Genomic DNA, 19,026 nt, shown 5'->3' on the forward strand with positions numbered 1-19,026 from the left:
TTCATTTCAGTTGTCATAGTTGTTAGGTAGCGCTTTCAGAAAGCCGTACGAGTTTAACTGTGTTTGCAGTGCAGTCAGAAGCAAAGTCGGCGCTTTTGAGGTAGTTGTATTCCTGAAGCCTGGCTTCTGCGTGGTCAATCGTATTGGAGGCTACCGACAGTGCAGGGTGGCACATTATCAGACCGGAGTCTTTTAAATGGCTCAGCCAGTGTTGCATATAGTGCCTGAACGGCTGGTTCGGCCCTAATGAATAGACACCGGCAAATGCCTGATTGTGATGAATCCGGTGGGTTTGCAGTTGCCTGCGAAAGGCTCTGGCACCACTGTGTACAATCACCCGGGTTTTTATGTTTGAGGTGTTGGAACACATTGGGTGCACGCTGCGAACCCAGAAGCTGTCCGGCAGTGAATAATCGGCGAGAACCTTTAACAGAGCGTCACGAACCTGTGGCAGGTGGTGTACATGTTGATGACCATCCAGGAAGTCGGGGAAAAAACCCGTGTCCGAGGTAAAGGCTTCAAACTGCGCTTTGATTTCTTCGGTCAGGTTCGCTGAGCTCAGAAGTCTTAACTGGCTAAGTGTCAGCATTTTACCAAGGCCGGGAAGGCCATTAGCGAACGCATTGCTGAGCCCGTAGCCCTCGGTAAAGTTAAGGTGCAGACCAATATCAGCCTGAGCCCGGATATCGGCAATGGGTCGGGCTGACGCTTGCCAGAACGGGGATGTCACCAGGCAGCTGGTGGCCTGTATTCGTTGCTGTTGAATCAGCTCGACAATCGCTCCCGACACCCGGGGGTGCATACCATAATCATCAGCGCACAGGGTCACTTGTTTCATAGGGTGCGTCATCGGAATGCCCAATATTTGCTGAGAGTAAAGGTGATGACAGGAATCGTAACCAGGACAATAAAACTGGCTGCCATATAATGCAGAGGTGTATACAGCACCAGCAATGTGTATAACGCCTGGTTAAGGATAAAGCTGCAAAGCAACTGGATCATCAAGTACCGCAGGGCCGTATTGTGGTCATGGGACTTATGGTTAAATGTCCACAGACTCTGGCCTGTAAAACTGACAATAAAGGCACCAATAAAGGCCAGGGCATTAGCGATAACAGGGTCAAGGGCAAGAAAGTTAACCATCAGCCACAGAGAAGAGAGGTGGACCAGCGCTGCCAGTCCTCCGACCACGATAAACTTGATAATTTGCATAAATTACTGTTTTTTATTAAAGCCGAGCTGACGTTGAATCAGGTATTTCGGTCTTTGTTTGACTTCGTTAAATATCCCCGAGATGTATTCACCCAGCACCCAGAGAGACAGTAACTGTATGCCTCCGATAAAGGTGATGGCAACAACAACCGTTGGCCAGCCAGGCAAAGGTGCACCGAGGAACAGGGTTTTAAATATGATGAAAAATGCATAAAGCATCGAAACCATGGAAATCAGCAGTCCCAGTCCGCCGACAATACGCAGGGGCAGGGTGGTAAACGCCGTAATGCCCGAAATAGCCAGACTGGTCAGTTTCGCAAAGCCCCAGCCGGATTCTCCCGCCTTACGATCCTGAACCTCAAACGGCAGTCCTATGGTTTTATAGCCAACCCAGGCGTAGATACCTTTCATAAAACGGTTGCGTTCAGGCATGGATTTGAGTGCTTCAACCACCACTCTATCCATCAGGCGGAAGTCACCGGCGTGGGCAGGTACATTGATACCTGTACTATGGTGCATTATCTGATAGAAAAACTGAGCGCCTTTTTTCTTAAGGTAGGATTCGCTGTGACGGCTTTGGCGTACGCCATAAACCATCTGATAGCCCTGACGCCAGTGATCGACAAAAACCGGCAGCATATCCAGCGGGTGCTGGAAGTCAGCATCAATCAGAATAACCGCATCACTCTCCGTTGCGTCAATACCCGCCGTCAGGGCGGTTTCCTTGCCAAAGTTTCGGGACAATTCAATCAGTTTGATATGCTGGCCGTCGCAGTAGTTTTCTACCAGCTGAACGGTGTTATCCTGACTGCCATCATCCACCACGATGATTTCATAGTCTGGCGTGATTTCCTGCAGACGCGCCTGCAATGCCTCAAGAAACTCTGCAATGACCGGTCCTTCGTTAAAAACGGGGACGACGCAGCTTAGGCTGAAGGAAGTGTTGTCGGTCATTAGGGCTCCGGGCAATTCTTTCAATAATTGTTGGTGGCAGATCAATTAAACAGGCATTATAACCGGTTATGGTTATAAACGGTTATTGTTGTAAACCCTGACTATATAGCCCTGTAACCCTTCTATGGCAAGGCTACAGGGTTATCGCCATGTTTTCGGCTTTGAGGTTTGATATGAGAAAGGAAGTGCTTTGGGGCGCAGCTCTGGCAGTGGGCATCGGCGCAATTGTGACGGGACTGTTTCTACTGCCTGATGAGACAAAAGAGTCTGTGACGGAGCTGCCGACAGAAGCCATTATTGAGGATGTCGTGATTTTTCCAGAGCCGGTTGGCGTTGAGCCGGTTTTCCCAGAAGATTATGATTTTGACGCAGACGATAATGCGGGAGCCATTACCCGAATTGTGATTGAAAATGGCACAGGGGATACTGATGAAATTTCAAATATCCTCTCTGAAAAAGTCATTATTGATAATCAGGTGGTGGATAAGTCCGGTAGGCTAGCGCAGTAGTTATCGTTCATTGGTTGCAGATGTTCAGGGATGTAAGTCGGGGGGAGGAGGTCTGATAAGGGAACTTTGAGCGCTATTTCTGCTCAAACCCACTAAATAACACACTCTGATATGGAAATATGGAGTGACAAAGGGAATTGTCAGCTGAAATTTGTTGGCAGAAATTCATACTAATGAAAAGAAAGTGGAATGATGTCATGAATAGAGCTGAGTCTGATGTAAATAATAATACTTGTAATACTTGCTTGATGCCTCTGTCCGAAGAACCTGAGGACATCCCTGGATCAGCTTCATACAAAGGGGTTGTCGTTACCCGTTGTCAGCATACCATGCATGCTAAATGTATTGGTGTATGGCTGGATATGCAATCTGACCACACTTCCGTCGCAAATAGACAATGTAGTTTTTGCAGGCAACCAGCCGTTCCATTATTTGCCCTGAATAGAAATAGCAACGAACCTTGCGAGTTTAAATCTGAATATGGTGAAAAATGGCCTTTATCGGTCTGCAGGCGGGGTAAACTTGATGTCTTGCAGAAAACCTTGCAAGAAAATCCCGGGATGGTCAAACAAACTTTCTATTCCGAGGCGTTGGGAGAAGATACATCTCTGCTCATGTATGCGGCATCAATGGGCTATACCAACATTGCTCAGCTGCTGATCCGTATGGGGGGGGAGGTAAATAAACGGCACAATAACGGCGAAACACCCCTCACTCAGGCTGTAAACAAAGGGCACCACTACCTGGCCAGGGAGCTTATCAGGGCAGGAGGCAAATTTAACATCCTGCTCCCCGAACAATTAGAAACCTTTAAGACAGCGCTCAAAAATAAACACCGATACGTGTTTGACGGGCTAGTTCCTGATGACTCCAATGGAGATGCTCTTAAAAATATGCTGCTGGAAGCTGTAATAAATATTCGTCCCAATGAGGTTCCTATGTTGATGGAAAAAGTGGATCGTGTTGATTTCTCCTATGCGGGAACGGGTGGATACACATCAACACCCCTTCACACAGCGGTTTGGGTGGGTGAAGAAACCACTGTTTCAATACTGGCCCAAAAAGTGAAAAATTTTGATGCGATTGATGGCAGTGGCCGCACGGCCTTGCAGTTGGCGGTCTCGAAAGGCTTTAGTATGGTTCAAATATTCGACAAATTTCCTGCAAACAAGAAGAATCTGACGGGTGCACTGAGGCTTGCTGCCAATAATCCGGATGAACGTATATTTAATCTACTGTTTGAAAAGCTTAAAAAAATCGATGGAGAATATTCTCTGGATTCGGTTATCTTCGAAGCAGCCCGCAGCAATAATATAAAGGTGGTTCAAACTCTTTGCAAAGAGGTTAGTCCGGATACAGTAAATTACGTAGAGCCGCAATATGAGTTCTCCACTCTGACCACGGCGGTATTTGAAAAAAATGTAAAGATCGTTGAGGCGCTTTTGAGTATAAAGGGAAAGGAAGGTGCTAATTTTAACATTCAACAGTCGAGTGGGCAGAGCCAGCGCACAATGCGCCTGGCTTGCCAGAAAGGCAATTTGGAAATAGTTGAACTTCTCGTAAAATCGGGATTCAGCGTTAACAGCCCCTCCGGAACTGATTTTCCTCCACTGTACAATGCGGCTCAATCAGGGAATGTCAGTCTAGTTGACTTTCTGCTTAGAAATGGGGCTGAAATAGACATTCAATGTATTAACGATTCAACTGCCCTGATCTTCTCTGCCCGGCATGGCATTCCCGGTGTGGTTGAACGGCTGCTGAAAGCAGGTGCAAATCACAAATTGCAAACAGCGGACGGTAATACTGCCCTGCATGTCGCCAGTCGGGAAGGTCATCTTGAGGTGGTCGAAAAGCTACTGCGCGCAAATGCGGATCACAGCTTGAAAAATAAAGACGAATGTACTGCCCTGCACCTTGCTGCTGAGAGAGGCCACACTGAGGTGGTTAAATGGTTGCTGGAGGCAGGTGCGGATTGTGAGCTGAAAGACAAAGGCGGTAATACTGCCCTGCACATTGCCAGTGTGAAAGGGAATACTGAAATAGTCGATCAATTGCTGGCAAGGGGAGCAGGTCGTTATCACCGGAATGGAGGTGGGGCTACCGCCCTTGAGCTTGCATGCGCAAGGGGACACAAAGAGGTTATGGAAAAGTTTCAGGATCACGGTAGCTATTTCATGGAAACCTTGGTTTGACTTTTCACTGTGCCCTGAGGGCATACGGAAGCTATCACCAGCCCCTTTAAAACAGGATGTAGGATATTTCTTACAGTAAATGCCGCAATCTGCCTATAGCTGGCGCTGTCCCGCTGTTGTTATCTTGTAAATGCAAGGACAGCACTTATCACAAGGACGTGATACAACCTGCCAGGGATTTGGCGGGTTATTTTTCCCGCCAGCCAACATTGCAAAAGCTTCTTATTTCTGATGAACTTTATGGCGACTGACTGATCGCTGTATTCAAATAATTACTTCAATAAATGGTTTATCGAAAAAGATTTTATGTACCCTCTTATACGTCTATTGACGTCCAGTATTAAAGCCAGATTATCTTCATCCATTTCTATCAATGACCCTTGTGAGACGACTTTCCGTTGTCGCCCATGGGATCTGGACATGTTTATGGAAGTCAATAATGGTCGTATGCTGACTTTGTATGATATTGGCCGGTTCGATTTGTCGATTCGTTGCGGTTTGTCTGGAGTTCTGCGTCGCAACCGGTGGGGGTTTGCGGTGGCGGGCAGCTCTGTGCGTTACCGGCGGCGGGTCAGAATGTTTGACCGGGTCACCCTGCGTACTCAACTGGTTGGGATGGATGACCGATGGAGCTACATTGCCCAGTCTATGTGGGTTAAGGGGCAACCCGTTTCGTCAGTATTGCTGCGCACAACGGTGACCAGTAAAAACGGGAGTGTTCCGACTCAGAAAGTTCTGGAGGAGATGGGGCTGGAGCAATGGCAGACAGAACTGCCTGAATGGGTCAGAGCCTGGACTGACGGGGATGAACAGCGACCCTGGCCACCCGAGCCTTAAGTTGACCAGGCAGAGGCGTCGTTGTTGTGCTATTCCTGCTCGTGATATTCTCTTACTAATCTTGCATTCAATGGGATACTTATGTCGCCACTCATAGAGCCAGAAGTTCTGGCTACGCTGCTCAATGATGAGCGCATTGTCATCATTGATGCCCGTTACAATCTTTCCAAGCCCTTTGCGGGACATGCCCTCTATAACCAGAATCATTTGCCGGGTGCCTTTTATGCCCACCTGGAAGATGATCTTTCAGGTACCATTATTCCCGGTAAAACTGGACGACACCCGCTACCTGAACCTGATGTTTTTGCAGTGCGGGTTCGATTCTGGGGGATAGACGACGATGCTCACGTTGTCGTGTATGACGATGGCAGTCATGCCATGGCAGCAAGAGCCTGGTGGCAGTTACGCTGGATCGGTGTAAAGCATGTCAGTGTTCTTCATGGTGGTTTTAAAGCCTGGCTTGCAGGCCGGTATCCACTGACTTCAGAACGGCCAGAGATTCGCTTTAGTCACTTTATCAGCCATTTGCACGATGAAGAGACCGTCTCAGCACAGGACATACTCAACCAGCTGGATGAACCTCGCTTCAGGCTGGTGGATGCACGTTCCTATGAGCGTTTTGCGGGAGAGTCTGAGCCTATTGATGCCAGAGCCGGTCATATTCCGGGGGCTCTTTGCCATCCGTTTTCAGAGAATATGGATGATGACGGACGGTTTCTTGCAGCCGATAGACTCCGACAGACTTTTAACGCTTTATTACCTTCTGACCTGAAGCCCGTCTTCTATTGTGGCTCAGGCGTTACGGCGTGCCATAATCTTTTGGCTATGGAGTATGCCGGGTTACCGGGAGCGAAGCTTTATCCGGGATCATGGAGTGAATGGATAACCGATGGAACTCGTCCGGTTGCAGTGGTCGATAGACATCAGGGATAAGCATCTCTGATGCCCGTAAGCCTGTCGGACTTATGTTCGACAGGCTTACGGAGGGGTTATTGCCGCAGTGGTGTCAGTTCACGGATTTCTTTTTCACCCGCCAGCTTCATGATGATCTGATCCTGAGTCTGAAAACCGGAAATACACATTTCTACTTCATAATGGTCACGATCGATATTCTTTTCTGCTGAGAAATGACTGATTTTCAACTCATAGCTGGTATCGGAGTGAAGAACCTTTTCCAGGTTGGCAAGGCTGCCTGTGGTGACCAGTCTCAGTTTCAGATAACTCACTGTCTTGTCCTTTTTCGCTCATGGCTGTTGCTGTAAAAATGCTGCTATTCAGGCTTTGTGGCACTGGGCTGCTTTCAGTAACGGCATTTTCTGCTCATGGTTGATGGTTAACTTTGACCTGTTCCCTTGCTGTGAACGTCAGCAAGAGGCTTTTACCTCAAAAAAAATTACCCAAAAAAGTTTACCCAAAAAAGTTTACCCAAAAAAAAGCCCCCGGATCGTTGTTGATGCGGGGGCCTGTGCTTTGCTTTTCAGCTATCCGCAACAGACCCCGCACCGCATAATCATGGTGCGTTTCATTGTGGTTCTGATCATAGATAGAGAGAGAATCATGTTAGGTAAAACTATCTAGCTGAATTCGTTATGTACTATATAACAGCGATTTTCTGCTGTGTAAAGCACGGATTTGAAATGGCTACTTTATCGGTCTTTTTCTGTGCGAATCCGTGAGCCTGTCGGTTTATATTATCATCGATGTTTACTTGTGGAATTGCAGAAATGTTTACGTATAAGGCGCAGCTTTGTTCGTATATCTGTTGTACTATTCCCGGTTGAGTAAGAATAGATTCATGAGAGAAGTGAATGAAGCAGTGGAATATTGACAGCTGGAGAGAGATGCCAGTCATTCAGTTGCCAGAGTATCCGGACAAGGCCCATCTGCAGCAGGTTGAAAATCGCCTGCATAAAATGCCACCCCTGGTGTTTGCGGGTGAGGTGCGGGAATTACGCAAACGACTGGCTCAGGCCACAGAGGGTAATGCCTTCCTGCTGCAAGGCGGGGACTGCGCTGAAAGTTTTCTGGAGTTCAGTGCCGTCAATATCCGTGACACCTTCAAAGTACTGATGCAAATGGCAGTGGTTCTGACCTTCGGTGCCAGTTCGCCAGTGATCAAGGTTGGCCGGGTAGCGGGGCAGTTTGCCAAACCGCGCACATCCGGAACAGAAACCATAAATGGTCTGGAACTGCCTATCTATCGTGGCGATATTATCAACGCCATGGACTTTACGGCGGAGAGTCGCACACCTGACCCGGAACGTATGTTGATGGCCTACCATCAGTCAGCTTCTACCCTGAATCTGCTGCGTGCTTTTGCTCAGGGTGGCCTGGCCTCTCTTGAACAGGTACATGCCTGGAACCTGGATTTTGTGGCGAACAGTCCGCAATCAGAACAATACTCACACCTTGCTGACCGGATTGATGAAGCGCTGGACTTTATGAAAGCCTGTGGCATTACCGCAGAGCATTCAGCTGCTATCAGTGAAACCGATTTTTATACTTCCCATGAGTCCTTGTTGCTGCCTTATGAACAGGCGCTGACTCGTCGGGATAGCCTGACAGGTGACTGGTATGACTGCTCTGCCCACATGCTGTGGATAGGCGACCGCACCCGTCAGGTGGATGGTGCGCACGTTGAATTTGCCAGAGGTATCCATAACCCGATTGGCCTGAAAGCGGGACCCACCCTGCCACCGGAAGATTTAGTTCGTCTGATTGATCTTCTGAACCCGGAGAATGAAGCCGGTCGTCTGAATGTCATTGTGCGTATGGGCGCTGATAACGTTGAGAAAGGGCTACCTGACCTGATTCGGGCTGTTGAGCGCGAGGGTAAAAAAGTGTTGTGGAGCTGTGACCCAATGCACGGCAATACCATCAAGGCTGATAATGGTTATAAAACCCGTGAAGTTTCAAAAATTCTGAGTGAGGTGAAACAGTTCTTTGAAGTCCACCGTGCGGAAGGCACCTATGCGGGTGGTGTCCATTTTGAAATGACAGGCCAGAACGTCACAGAGTGTATTGGTGGAGCCCGTCCGGTAACGGTCGACAGCCTGGGCAACCGCTACCATACCCATTGTGATCCTCGTTTGAATGCAGATCAGGCGCTGGAGCTGGCCTACCTGATTGCAGAAACAATGAAGAATTGTCGCAAATTGAGCAATAAGTGAACAGTGATGATTAAAGGTCGGATCAAAGTTGTACAGGGCGATATCACCAAAATCGCTGTCGATGGCATAGTCAATGCTGCCAACAGCCGTCTGGCTGGTGGCGGCGGGGTGGATGGAGCCATCCATCGTGCGGCAGGGGCTGAACAACTGCAACAAGCCTGCCGGGAATACGACGGCTGCCCTACAGGGCAGGTGCGGGCGACGCCGGCCTTTAATCTTTCTGCAAAAAGAATCCTGCATACGGTTGGCCCTGTGTGGCAGGGCGGTGAAGCAGGCGAAGCCGGGTTGCTTCGCTCCTGTTATCAAAAGGCACTGGAACTGGCTGATCAGGAACAACTGGCCAGCCTTGCGTTTCCTGCGATTAGTTGTGGTGTCTATGGTTATCCCCACGAAGAAGCGGCTCATATTGCTATCACGACCGTTGCTCAGTGGTTAAAAGAGTCTCCTTGTCCTGAAGAGGTTTTATTTGTTCTGTTTGATCAGCCACTGACTGATATTTATCGTCGTCTTTTACATGAAATTGTCCAGAGCTAGCTTGGCTGTAGGGATTGACAGTGATAATCAAGTCGCTAGAATGAACCAGAAAATGATACTCGGCGTGTAGCGCAGCCTGGTAGCGCATTTCGTTCGGGACGAAAGGGTCGGAGGTTCGAATCCTCTCACGCCGACCATATTCCCCTCCACAGACATCCAGTCAAGTTCATAAACCCTTACTCTCACAAGCTCTTCAGCTATTCTTTGTCCACCAGGGTTCCACTAAATCTATCACCATCCGGGCATTTTTGAGGGTACTTTTGAGGGTACTTTTGCTTTCTTTCAAAGCAGGAACCTCATGGTACTATCAAAAGTACCCTCAACATCCGGTTCAGCCCATGTCTCTCAACGCCTCCCAGACAAAGAATGTTCAACCGAAAGAGAAAGACTTCAAGCTTGCTGATGAAAAAGGCATGTTTTTGCTGGTCAAACCAACAGGCCGAAAATACTGGCGAATGCAGTATCGTTTTGCCGGAAAACAAAAAACCCTTGCATTGGGGGTGTACCCGGAAGTGAGCCTGAAAGAAGCCAGGGAAAAGCGGGATGAAGCCCGTAAGTTACTGAGTGATCATATTGACCCAAGCTCTCACAAGCTATCAACCTAAATTCAGCGGTTAACCCCTGAGCTAAATTCTAACCCTCAACAATATTGAGGGCTCGAAGATGGTTCGACCACCAAAACCCACTCCCCCAAAGGGTGAGTTGTCTGAAATGGAAAAAGATCCCTTATCCGTCAAACTCGAAGTCGATTCTTTCGACGGTAAAATTCATGTCGAGTGGGAGCCTGAAGCATCGGTCACCCCAATGGGACAGCTTCCTTTTTTTATGCCTCGTCAGTAAAATCTGTGGGCAGTTTCTGGTTCAGGTAGTTTGCCAAGCGCATGATATAGGGCGATTTCTGCACATCTGTAGGTTCTGAATCCATACGATTTTCTCGTAGTGAGTTTTATCTTGGTATTCAGACCCTCAACAATTCCGCTGGAAAACGCCTTTTTTGCCCTGAACCAGTTCAGAATAAGTGGCTTATGTCGTCGAATAGTTTTGACCACCTTCTTCATTGGATCTATCTTTGACCGCATGACTCTTGTACACCAACGATCCAGATATTTTCCTGCCCAATGTGGTGAAATGTAATCCCAGAACACCTGAAATTCCTCTTTAAGCAGGTAAGCTCTGACACTTTTCAGGTTGTACTGGAGTACTGTGTTTAACTTGATCTCTTCTTTCTCTGTCAGATTTTCTTTTCTCTTGAGCAGGCACCAGCGAGTTTTTTTCAGAACAGGTTCATATCCGTCTGCCTGAAGTTGTTTGTGCTCTGATGCCCTGACTTCATCAATGGCTTTGTTTAGCATGGCAACGATATGGAAGCGATCCAGAATATGCAGTGCCTGGCAGGCAAACTCCGCAATCGCCTTCACCCTAAATTCAGCAGTTGAACGCCACTGAGCCATGCCATTAGGAATAGCTTCTCACGGTTCTGAGCAGCGTTTTTTTAAGTCATTAGCCCGATCGAATTAATGGTTGCATCGTAATAACCTGCCCTTTTTTCAAAAATTTTGAGACCGCTTTCGTTAAAATACGACACCATGCGTTAATTGGATTCAACTGCGGTGCGATACTTTTGATTGAATCAAAAAAATCACACAGTTCACTTTGTAATTTCGCAATTTTATACATCCATCGATGCTGGCTTGTCAGCTTTATTTTCTTTTGGTTGCCAGAGTGGGTCAGCTTGCCAATTGAACTCATTAATAAGGGACGGCTGGTAATTGATTCTTTATGGGAGTCCGGATTACTCAATCGAACGTATAGCGTCCACCAGTTGTAAACCAAGGCAACCATTCGGGCCAGCATTCGACATCTTGCCATATCTTTTGTTACATAACCGCCCCAGCCCCATTGGTTTTTGATTTCATCAAAGTTATTTTCACAGTCAGCCCTATTGCGATAATGATTAATGATCGAGACTATATCATTATCAAGAGATGTGACCAGAACCGAATACTCGTAAGCTTTTATATTTTCTGGCTCTTCTATTAATGCTAACGTTTGTTGACGTTCTTTTATTCCTTTTTCCAACATCGGTATTTCATTTTCAGGACGCCGTCTTCGAACAATAATTATGCGTCTTTCTTTTTTCCAACCTGACAGTTTAATTACGGATTCTTTTCCCTCCCAATGGTTGTCGTATTTTACCCATCCTCCGCTACAGTGTGCATTCCCTATGGCTTTCTTAACGTTGTCGTGCTTCTTCATTTTAAAAAGATAATGACAACCAGCATCTTCCAATTCGCTCATTACCCGGTCACTTCCCCAATCACAATCACCACGAACAAATTCAGGCCAGCAGCGTTTTGGAAGTCGATTTAATAGCTCCATTAAACCGGGTAAAGAGTATTTACTTTGACTTTGATTTCCGGGTCTGACTTCAACCTCCAGTATTAATTTAAGATTAGCCATCATATATGAGTGGTAAGTATGAGAGGGTCTCCCTTTCTTATGTGGGTTATAGCCATTAACCGCTCCTTCCTGATGCCCATAAATGGTTTTCACGGTAACATCAACATCCATAATCCATGGAATGGTTAATAACGGATCAAAACAGAGATGGAGGTGTTTTTGCATCCATTCAACGCCTTCATCTTCGTCAATCTTCTTTAAACCACGCCTGGCAGAATCATCGCTGACAATTTTTTTCATCCCGAGCAACTGAGCGTTTACTTTATCACCAATAATTGTTCCGATATGCGCATAGCGTTTATGTCCTGAAAGAATGGAAAGCATTAATGAGCCAATCACATCCACTTTTTGAGGGGCGTTTGGGCTTTTATAAGTTAGTGGGCAATCGTTAATCCAGGGTTCAAATCGGTGACCTGTTTTTAAAAACTGTATAAAAAAAGGAAGCTGTCCCATTGGGGTGACCGATGCTTCAGGCTCCCACTCGACATGAATTTTACCGTCGAAAGAATCGACTTCGAGTTTGACGGATAAGGGATCTTTTTTCATTTCAGACAACTCACCCTTTGGGGGAGTGGGTTTTGGTGGTCGAACCATCTTCGAGCCCTCAATATTGTTGAGGGTTAGAGTTTAGCTCAGGGGTTAACCGCTGAATTTAGGTTCACGTAAGGCTGCCACATATCAGAGCAGACATACTCCAACTGCTGGCTTCGCTCTGTACCAAAGAATGAGAAAAAGCTGCGAATCGTCGCTTCAGTACGCTCTTCGCCAATCCACAGCAATCGTGTGCAGTTTCGATCAATCTGGTAAACGACAGTCAGGTACTTATGGCCTATTTGATACGCCACCTCGTCGACACCTATGGCCTTGATATTGTCGAGCGAACGATGCGCCTTGCCCCATTCAACCACATACTCAACAGCATGAAAGACCTTCTCCCATGATGTATTGAAAGTGCAGGCAACCTCTTTCCAGGAGAGCTTTCTGGCCCAGCTTGCCAGAAACTGCATGTAGACTTTGGTAAGTTCTTTCTTGCCATCACCCCATGGAACCTGTTCAACCTTTACGCCACACGTCTTGCATTGAACCCTGCGCATTGTGTAGAGCAGAAAAACTCTAATTCCCCAGAGAGGGACGAACTCAAAACGGCGTTCAGCAAGAGAATCGTAGCCTGGTGCTGGCTTCAAGCAGCCTGAGCAAACGGCATGACTGTTCTTTCGAGGAACCACTGTCACATTAAATACTTCTGAACCTTGATAGACGCCGGGTTTTACATCCTGATAAACAAATGACTTGAGTTTATGGACTTTATTGAGGATAGTTTTAATCAGCATCAGTGCTGCCTTTTGTTGTTTTTTTGTCCTTCAACAAAAAGCTATCAAAAGTCAGCCACTGGTGCATCTACCTCAAAAATTTGTTCATTTCTACCCACAGTTATCCCTGAAGAGCCTTTTTTATACAGTTTTTAAAAGGTTCCTCGCTGTTTGCTATGGATTTAGTACGGTTATCTGACTGATAATTACCTGCCAAATAAAGTACACAGGTTTCGCAATTGTTCATGGATGGTAACCAGATTTTCATGCTTGGTCTTGGTTTGCAGGCACCCTGGAAAATAGTTAATCAACACCTCGATACATCCCAGAAGCCCAACCAGCTCAGACTCAGAGTCAGCGCTGATCGTGGCAGCCTGTTTCCCTGCCCTAAACGCGGTAAGGCTTGCCCGGCACATGACTTTAAGGAACTAACCTGGCAGCATCTGAACTTTTTTCAGCATCATTGCTATATCACCGCTAAAGTACCTCGGACAACCTGTGAAGAACACGGCACTCTTCGTGTAAATGTTCCCTGGGCCAGAGAGAACAGTAAGTTTACCCTTCTTTTTGAACAGGCGTTGCTGTCTCTGGTCAGGGAGATGCCGGTCAAAGCCTGTGCCAAACATATCGGAGTCAATGACAAGCGTATATGGCGGGTGATCAAGCATTACGTCAGTCAGGCATTACTGCAAATGGATCTGTCATCTCTGAAGGCTATAGGGCTGGACGAAACGGCCTCAAAACGAGGTCATAACTACGTTACCGTTTTCATTGATATGGACAGGCATGACAAGCCCGTAATCTTTGCCACCACAGGTAAGGGCAAGGGTACTGTTAAGGAGTTCAGGGCATTTCTGGAGAAGCATGGAGGTCAGGCAGATAACGTGCTTGAGGTGGTTTGCGATATGTCAAAAGCGTTCCTGGCCGCCGTGAAAGAAGAGCTGCCGCAAGCCAACGTCACTGTTGACTGGTTCCACGTTGTTCAGCTGTTTACCAGGGCTGTTGACGATGTCCGTAAAGAAGAGCGAAAGCTGGGGCAGCATCCGAAAAGCTTGCGCTGGGCAGTGCTAAAGAAGGCAGATGGGCCACTCACTGAAAAACAGATGGAAGCACTTGCCGAACTGGAAAGCAGTGACTTGAAAACGGGTATAGCATGGCGAATCAAGGAAAAGCTTCGCTGGATCCGGAAGGCTAAAACAGCACAGGCGGCTCGCTGGAGGTTAACGCATTTCATCAAATATGCGAAATCCGAACTGGGCGAGTGCGAGATTCTGAAGCCGGTACGTAAGGCGCTATCAACGGTAGAGGGTCATGCTGATAAGATAATACAACGATGGTCATCAACCTATACCAATGCTCGCATGGAAGGGCTGAACAGCTTGTTTCAGGCAGCCCGAAGCAGAGCAAGGGGCTATCGAAATACAGGAACTTTTCTGATGATGATCTATATGATTGCCAGCCCTGTAGCGGATTTACTGAAATCCATATGAAACGGCGAAGAGCCAATAAAAAACAGATACTTCCCATATTTTGTAACTGCTGTTCTGATTTGATATGACCTACATGTTTTACTGATAGCTTTGAGCAATTGGTAGGCTGGTTGAGTGGGTCCGACATTCACCACCCCAATCAGGAATAAATTGATTGGTACGTTTGACCCAGTATAAAAATGATCGTCGACTGACTTTCCGAGATGCCGACTACATGCTTCTCCGTCCCATTGATCGTCCACACATGAATACCCTCGAAGCAGCAGAAAATCCACCTGCCCGTGGGGTTCTTCGCCGGTTTCTTTTTCATGTCCGGGAACGTTCGACTCTGTCTTTTCAGCTCATAACGAATTCGATGTTGGATAGCAGCATAGACCATCAGGCAGAGAGTCATCACCATTAGCAGCGCTTCAATACGTTCCGGCTTCTTGAGATAAAGTGATGACACTAGGAAATCCGGGCTTTTCAGGAAACGAAAGCCTCTTTCAACCTGCTGTTGGGATTTATACGTCTTTAGCAGTTCAGTCGTATCCAGCCGGTCTGTATCCATGTCGTTGGTGCCCAGTATAAAGCAACCCAGTGACGCCTCAGCATCCCGACGTCTCTCCACAGCTACTGAGCAGCAACCTGTCACGAAATATTCATAGTGGTCAGGAGGCATCCCGTCAGCAGGGCGACCTTTGGTATTGTAACAAGGCTTGCTAATGACCTTAGGTTCAGCCTGACAAAGTTTGGAATTCTTTTGCCATTGCCTGAAGGCTTCCATGGCGTCGGCTTCACACCGGAACGACTTTTTGCCCAGCTTTACCAGAGCCTCGGATTCTGTCAGGGATTTTTTCTGCATACGCCGGGTCAGTGTCTTCTGTTCCGCTTTCTGGCTCTGCTTGTTTCGAAACAGAACCCAGCGTTGTACGACACCGGCATACTCAGACAATGTCTCCACCGCTTCGTAATGGTCAAATCCATCCACCACATTCATGGAGCGCGATGGTGCGCTACGTACCAGTTTTTTAGCATCACCGATATTGAGAGGGACTCGGGAAACAAACAACTGCTCCTGATGGCTGAGTTCCTGAAGGGTTCCTGCCACGTACATTGCGGCATCACCGACGAAATAACGGGCATTCAGAGCCGCTTTAAAGCTCTTTATGTGCTGGCTCACCACTTGTTTGAAACTGGTTTTATCCGTCACATTGCCACTGGCTGCTTTCATAAACAGTGGAATGCCTGCACGATTCTCGGTTAGCAGAAGTAATATGGCCTGATTCAAGTCCGGGCGATGGTCTCGACTGTAGCCCTTGCAAAGCCGGATACAATTAAGGTCTTCATCGCTCACTTCGTCATCACAATTATAACGACCATCGACGTGAAACCCTGTACCATCGAGGTTCAGTGCGTCGCACGGTAATTTGAGGTGCTTCGCCACCTTGATAGCCAGCTCGAAATGGACTTTACTAACATCCAGATCAAAAAGTACGTCCAGCGCCCTTCCCAGTACTTTGTCGTTTATGTGTTCGGGTTCAATCCCGCCCCTGATTAGTTTGTCGAGGGGTTTATTGGCGAAGAACTGAGGGAACATATGGAGAGACTGTCCTGTGAAGCCAAGACCGTTGATTATCATAGCTATCACGGCTTCACCGTGGGAAATGTTCCATTCGTCAGATAGCTTGGGGGCTCGTTTATCGATGTGCTCGACAATTCCCAGCTCTTTGCACATTCCAGCCACCAGACCGAGGTGATCCATGACCTGAGAGCGATATTGAACAGGAGGCATAAGGGGGGCTTCCCAATATTGGCTTATCTGTTAAATAGCAGATCTCAGGAAAATGTCAGGTCAGGTGGTGAATGTCGGGTGGGTTATATTTTTCCTGCCATTCCCGAAGTTTAGAGAGCCAGTACAAAACAGTTCTGTTCTCCCAGGGGATTACATAACCCAGATTAAGCTCGGCTTTGCTGATATCAGCAGTTTTATTGGTATTAATATATAAGCCGGTTGAATCGGCTCCAGTCATGCTGTCACAGATTCTTCTAAATACGCCTTTCTGAAATGGCTTTTTCGAGTTTCCTTTTGCAAAAATGTGTTTGGTATTTATTAGCCATTGACCGTTATCATAACGGTATGTGTCTGCTTCGCCAGAATCAAGCATTCTCACTTGATGGGTTCTCAGGGGGAGATGAAGCTTGACAAACAGCACTATAGCTCGCACAGGACTCCAAATTTGATAGATGTCGACCTTTTTATGGTTACGCTCTACGGTCTTTGTCCGCCAAACGCAGTCAGGATCTTCATGGTCAATGATGTCAGCATTGACCTCAAACCAATCCCCATTTCCTGTTTTTTTGATGAACTGTTGCTGAGCCCATGACCAGTCCCGAAAGCATCCATCATGAGGATGTGGGCAAAGTATCTGGCGCAGATCAAGTATAAAACGGTATGGAAGAGGGTTTTTAACGGTTTCTGTTAGTCTATTTTTACCTTGCACCCTCTGAAATGGGTTTTTTCAAAGCCTGACCGGAACCCCATGATCATTGGGTTCGCTGAAGTGAGTATCTAGCAACCAATCCAGAAAATTAGTTGCATGATTCATTGCTACGGCAAGATTTGTATTGTCAGAGCAATTTGTGTTCTCTAATAAGACTTTCTTATACTCAGTCGTGGAGCAGTAATGCCCTTGGTATCTTTCAAAAAAAACACAAACGCTGGCGGCCCAAGGGGCAAAACCCTGTAAATAAGTTTCAAAAAACAGGGTTAGAGCATAACGTTTTGAACTTACAGATTTCTCTTGTTGCGCAAGCCACTCTGCCGCGAATATTCGCCAGTCTTCCCACTCAGAGCCGTATAGTTTCGTAAGCCATTTTAACTCCAAGTCACTGCTACGACCGTCTATCTTTTGGCCGTCTCTGATAGCCATAATATTCACCCCAAGATTGGAGATTGACCGCTAAATAGGCCATCAGGATCAATATCACTGAACCCTGTAGTCATCAGTGTTTTCCAATCTGTGTTTGTGGATGAAGACTGAGAGTCCAAATTTAAACATTCTGATGCTTGATCCAGCAACCGTGAGACCTCCTCTAGGCTTGGTGCTGTGTATACAGCTTGGGAATGAATCGAAGCATGATGAAGGCATTTCTTGATCATAACTGGATTAACTTCTGCCTTCCTTAAGCGCCTGCCATAGGCATGTCGATGACCATGAGGGCAGTACCCAGTAGTTTTACTGGGCTGAATGCCAATACGTTGCAACCCCTTCTGGTAACTGTCATTGAAAGCGGCCTGAGTGTAAGGATTTCCTTGCACTCCTTTCCGAAAGGCTATGAACGCATAAGGGTGGTGACGTTGAATTCCAGTTAGAACGTAAAGGTAGTCGCGCCATAATTTCATAAATAGGCGACCATAGTCACTGGGAAACCAATGCACTTGAAGGTAATTTTCTTTGTGATCGACGGTCTTTGCTTTCCATCCAAGGTACTGGGTGCCTTGCTCCCGGTTGCGCGGGATTAATCCGTAATTTTGCAGTAAGTAGGCAGAGCGGTTTGTTTCTCCATGCTGGCCTTTCCAATTCAGCGGTGCTTTGCCATCTTCTGGATGGTAAATGCGAACCATGGCTCGCTGCTGGTCAAAAGGGTCTTCAAATACATCTGTGATCCACAAACTCAGGGCTTCACTGACTCGTAAACCACCTCCATGCATGAGTATCAGAATGAGCTGATCTCTAAGACTAACCTTTGAATCCTGGCTTCCTCCGATGCCATCAGAAAAAAACTTTGGGAAGTCTGCTTCACTAAATGCAACTGCATCGCTATCTACTCTTGGATGGGGCTGCCGGCCTCTAATAAACCTGGCCTGCTGTAAGGTGAGATGAATACTTCTATTTTTGATATGAACCAAAAAGTCATGTTGGTTCTTGCGAAACCAGGCTGCATAGTTAATCCGCTTCTGATGCGTATTAGCCTCAACTAGTGGATTAATCGGTTCCGTTTGATTCTGTTGGACCAGCCAGTCCGTAAACTGGGTTAAAGCATTAATCCATTGCCTTGATGTATTCACTGATACTGGAAGCCAGTAAAGGTGAGAGCTATCCAGACCATCATGACCAATTGTTCCAGAACAAAGGCGCTTAACAAAAGTTTGAAACAATTTAATAGGTTCAGAAAAGCAATCTACGTTGGCTTCAAGATATTCGAGAAATCGCTGCGTTGCCTGAATAACCTGATTCATCCAGGATTTACTTCGGCCTTCCTGTTCGGCGTAGAGCAAGTAATCCGTCAGAGCGGTAAGTTCACCCTGTTCAGTCAACAGAACAGGAATCTTACTCTTGATCCCAGTGTTATCTTCAACAAGGGTGGCCATGACC

18 protein-coding genes, 1 tRNA gene and 1 pseudogene are annotated in these 19,026 nt (G+C 46.9%); 10 read left to right on the forward strand and 10 right to left on the reverse strand.

Annotated features, from left to right (window positions below; genetic code table 11):
- Window positions 1-22: 22 nt before the first annotated feature.
- The 3 genes from NX720_RS20570 to NX720_RS20580 are packed head-to-tail and all read right to left on the reverse strand — an operon-like array spanning window position 23 to window position 2,166.
- Window positions 23-838 carry a ChbG/HpnK family deacetylase gene (locus tag NX720_RS20570; protein ID WP_262597145.1) on the reverse strand — a complete coding sequence of 272 codons (816 nt, stop codon included), beginning with the start codon at window positions 836-838 and terminating at the stop codon, window positions 23-25.
- Between the two features lie 8 nt (window positions 839-846).
- Window positions 847-1,212, reverse strand: a complete 366-nt coding sequence (locus NX720_RS20575; protein ID WP_262597146.1) for a GtrA family protein — start codon at window positions 1,210-1,212, stop codon at window positions 847-849.
- Between the two features lie 3 nt (window positions 1,213-1,215).
- On the reverse strand, window positions 1,216-2,166 hold the full coding sequence (locus NX720_RS20580; RefSeq protein ID WP_262597148.1) for a glycosyltransferase family 2 protein: 951 nt from the start codon (window positions 2,164-2,166) through the stop codon (window positions 1,216-1,218).
- 173 nt (window positions 2,167-2,339) lie between these two features.
- On the opposite strand from NX720_RS20580, the gene NX720_RS20585 reads away from it, so the two are divergent.
- The 4 genes from NX720_RS20585 (at window position 2,340) to NX720_RS20600 (ending at window position 6,637) form a co-directional block, all read left to right on the forward strand.
- Complete coding sequence (locus tag NX720_RS20585; protein WP_262597150.1) at window positions 2,340-2,675, forward strand: hypothetical protein; 336 nt, start codon at window positions 2,340-2,342, stop codon at window positions 2,673-2,675.
- Window positions 2,676-2,812: 137 nt separating this feature from the next.
- Window positions 2,813-4,867 (forward strand): ankyrin repeat domain-containing protein, encoded by a 2,055-nt coding sequence (locus tag NX720_RS20590; protein ID WP_262597151.1) that lies wholly within the window; start codon window positions 2,813-2,815, stop codon window positions 4,865-4,867.
- Between the two features lie 306 nt (window positions 4,868-5,173).
- Window positions 5,174-5,704, forward strand: a complete 531-nt coding sequence (locus NX720_RS20595) for an acyl-CoA thioesterase (RefSeq protein WP_262597153.1) — start codon at window positions 5,174-5,176, stop codon at window positions 5,702-5,704.
- An 81-nt stretch (window positions 5,705-5,785) separates the two neighbouring features.
- Window positions 5,786-6,637, forward strand: coding sequence for a sulfurtransferase (locus tag NX720_RS20600; protein WP_262597155.1), 852 nt, complete (start codon window positions 5,786-5,788; stop codon window positions 6,635-6,637).
- A 56-nt stretch (window positions 6,638-6,693) separates the two neighbouring features.
- On the opposite strand, the gene NX720_RS20605 is transcribed toward NX720_RS20600, so the two are convergent.
- On the reverse strand, window positions 6,694-6,930 hold the full coding sequence (locus tag NX720_RS20605) for a hypothetical protein (RefSeq protein WP_262597157.1): 237 nt from the start codon (window positions 6,928-6,930) through the stop codon (window positions 6,694-6,696).
- A gap of 582 nt (window positions 6,931-7,512) precedes the next feature.
- On the opposite strand from NX720_RS20605, the gene NX720_RS20610 reads away from it, so the two are divergent.
- The 5 genes from NX720_RS20610 (at window position 7,513) to NX720_RS20630 (ending at window position 10,248) form a co-directional block, all read left to right on the forward strand.
- Window positions 7,513-8,874 (forward strand): class II 3-deoxy-7-phosphoheptulonate synthase, encoded by a 1,362-nt coding sequence (locus tag NX720_RS20610; protein WP_262597158.1) that lies wholly within the window; start codon window positions 7,513-7,515, stop codon window positions 8,872-8,874.
- Between the two features lie 6 nt (window positions 8,875-8,880).
- Window positions 8,881-9,408, forward strand: coding sequence for an O-acetyl-ADP-ribose deacetylase (locus NX720_RS20615; RefSeq protein ID WP_262601623.1), 528 nt, complete (start codon window positions 8,881-8,883; stop codon window positions 9,406-9,408).
- A 60-nt stretch (window positions 9,409-9,468) separates the two neighbouring features.
- Window positions 9,469-9,545 (forward strand) — tRNA-Pro (locus tag NX720_RS20620).
- A gap of 201 nt (window positions 9,546-9,746) precedes the next feature.
- On the forward strand, window positions 9,747-10,013 hold the full coding sequence (locus tag NX720_RS20625) for an Arm DNA-binding domain-containing protein (protein ID WP_262597160.1): 267 nt from the start codon (window positions 9,747-9,749) through the stop codon (window positions 10,011-10,013).
- A 58-nt stretch (window positions 10,014-10,071) separates the two neighbouring features.
- Window positions 10,072-10,248 carry a hypothetical protein gene (locus tag NX720_RS20630; protein ID WP_262597161.1) on the forward strand — a complete coding sequence of 59 codons (177 nt, stop codon included), beginning with the start codon at window positions 10,072-10,074 and terminating at the stop codon, window positions 10,246-10,248.
- Here the strand turns inward: NX720_RS20630 and NX720_RS20635 are convergent.
- Genes NX720_RS20635 through NX720_RS20645 form a run of 3 tightly spaced genes read right to left on the reverse strand, consistent with a single transcriptional unit; the run spans window position 10,242 to window position 13,199 of the window.
- On the reverse strand, window positions 10,242-10,859 hold the full coding sequence (locus tag NX720_RS20635) for a transposase (RefSeq protein ID WP_262597162.1): 618 nt from the start codon (window positions 10,857-10,859) through the stop codon (window positions 10,242-10,244). The two genes, NX720_RS20630 and NX720_RS20635, sit on opposite strands and share 7 nt — an antisense overlap.
- Window positions 10,860-10,908: 49 nt before the next feature.
- On the reverse strand, window positions 10,909-12,462 hold the full coding sequence (locus NX720_RS20640) for a transposase (RefSeq protein ID WP_262596267.1): 1,554 nt from the start codon (window positions 12,460-12,462) through the stop codon (window positions 10,909-10,911).
- 38 nt (window positions 12,463-12,500) lie between these two features.
- Window positions 12,501-13,199 (reverse strand): transposase, encoded by a 699-nt coding sequence (locus NX720_RS20645; RefSeq protein WP_262597163.1) that lies wholly within the window; start codon window positions 13,197-13,199, stop codon window positions 12,501-12,503.
- 224 nt (window positions 13,200-13,423) lie between these two features.
- Between NX720_RS20645 and NX720_RS20650 the strand changes: the two genes are divergently transcribed.
- On the forward strand, window positions 13,424-14,668 hold the full coding sequence (locus tag NX720_RS20650) for an ISL3 family transposase (RefSeq protein ID WP_262601624.1): 1,245 nt from the start codon (window positions 13,424-13,426) through the stop codon (window positions 14,666-14,668).
- 139 nt (window positions 14,669-14,807) lie between these two features.
- On the opposite strand, the gene NX720_RS20655 is transcribed toward NX720_RS20650, so the two are convergent.
- From NX720_RS20655 to gmtY, 3 genes and pseudogenes are all read right to left on the reverse strand, one after another.
- Window positions 14,808-16,442, reverse strand: coding sequence for an IS1634 family transposase (locus NX720_RS20655; protein WP_262595607.1), 1,635 nt, complete (start codon window positions 16,440-16,442; stop codon window positions 14,808-14,810).
- Window positions 16,443-16,497: 55 nt separating this feature from the next.
- Window positions 16,498-17,580 (reverse strand): annotated as a pseudogene (locus NX720_RS20660) (VPA1269 family protein).
- A gap of 5 nt (window positions 17,581-17,585) precedes the next feature.
- Window positions 17,586-19,022, reverse strand: coding sequence for a gamma-mobile-trio recombinase GmtY (gene gmtY, locus NX720_RS20665; protein ID WP_262597165.1), 1,437 nt, complete (start codon window positions 19,020-19,022; stop codon window positions 17,586-17,588).
- Between the last annotated feature and the right edge of the window lie 4 nt (window positions 19,023-19,026).

Source organism: Endozoicomonas euniceicola (genome assembly GCF_025562755.1).
GTDB lineage: Bacteria > Pseudomonadota > Gammaproteobacteria > Pseudomonadales > Endozoicomonadaceae > Endozoicomonas_A > Endozoicomonas_A euniceicola.

Excerpts from the sequence above, each read along its gene's own strand:
- NX720_RS20650 (WP_262601624.1), top strand. The coding sequence starts at position 13,424 with ATGGATGGTAACCAGATTTTCATGCTTGGTCTTGGTTTGCAGGCACCC.
- NX720_RS20580 (WP_262597148.1), bottom strand. The coding sequence starts at position 2,166 with ATGACCGACAACACTTCCTTCAGCCTAAGCTGCGTCGTCCCCGTTTTT.
- NX720_RS20630 (WP_262597161.1), top strand. The coding sequence starts at position 10,072 with ATGGTTCGACCACCAAAACCCACTCCCCCAAAGGGTGAGTTGTCTGAA.
- NX720_RS20645 (WP_262597163.1), bottom strand. The coding sequence starts at position 13,199 with ATGCTGATTAAAACTATCCTCAATAAAGTCCATAAACTCAAGTCATTT.
- NX720_RS20585 (WP_262597150.1), top strand. The coding sequence starts at position 2,340 with ATGAGAAAGGAAGTGCTTTGGGGCGCAGCTCTGGCAGTGGGCATCGGC.
- NX720_RS20575 (WP_262597146.1), bottom strand. The coding sequence starts at position 1,212 with ATGCAAATTATCAAGTTTATCGTGGTCGGAGGACTGGCAGCGCTGGTC.
- NX720_RS20615 (WP_262601623.1), top strand. The coding sequence starts at position 8,881 with ATGATTAAAGGTCGGATCAAAGTTGTACAGGGCGATATCACCAAAATC.
- NX720_RS20655 (WP_262595607.1), bottom strand. The coding sequence starts at position 16,442 with ATGCCTCCTGTTCAATATCGCTCTCAGGTCATGGATCACCTCGGTCTG.
- NX720_RS20610 (WP_262597158.1), top strand. The coding sequence starts at position 7,513 with ATGAAGCAGTGGAATATTGACAGCTGGAGAGAGATGCCAGTCATTCAG.
- NX720_RS20640 (WP_262596267.1), bottom strand. The coding sequence starts at position 12,462 with ATGGTTCGACCACCAAAACCCACTCCCCCAAAGGGTGAGTTGTCTGAA.
- NX720_RS20595 (WP_262597153.1), top strand. The coding sequence starts at position 5,174 with ATGTACCCTCTTATACGTCTATTGACGTCCAGTATTAAAGCCAGATTA.
- NX720_RS20570 (WP_262597145.1), bottom strand. The coding sequence starts at position 838 with ATGAAACAAGTGACCCTGTGCGCTGATGATTATGGTATGCACCCCCGG.
- NX720_RS20600 (WP_262597155.1), top strand. The coding sequence starts at position 5,786 with ATGTCGCCACTCATAGAGCCAGAAGTTCTGGCTACGCTGCTCAATGAT.
- NX720_RS20635 (WP_262597162.1), bottom strand. The coding sequence starts at position 10,859 with ATGGCTCAGTGGCGTTCAACTGCTGAATTTAGGGTGAAGGCGATTGCG.
- gmtY (WP_262597165.1), bottom strand. The coding sequence starts at position 19,022 with ATGGCCACCCTTGTTGAAGATAACACTGGGATCAAGAGTAAGATTCCT.
- NX720_RS20625 (WP_262597160.1), top strand. The coding sequence starts at position 9,747 with ATGTCTCTCAACGCCTCCCAGACAAAGAATGTTCAACCGAAAGAGAAA.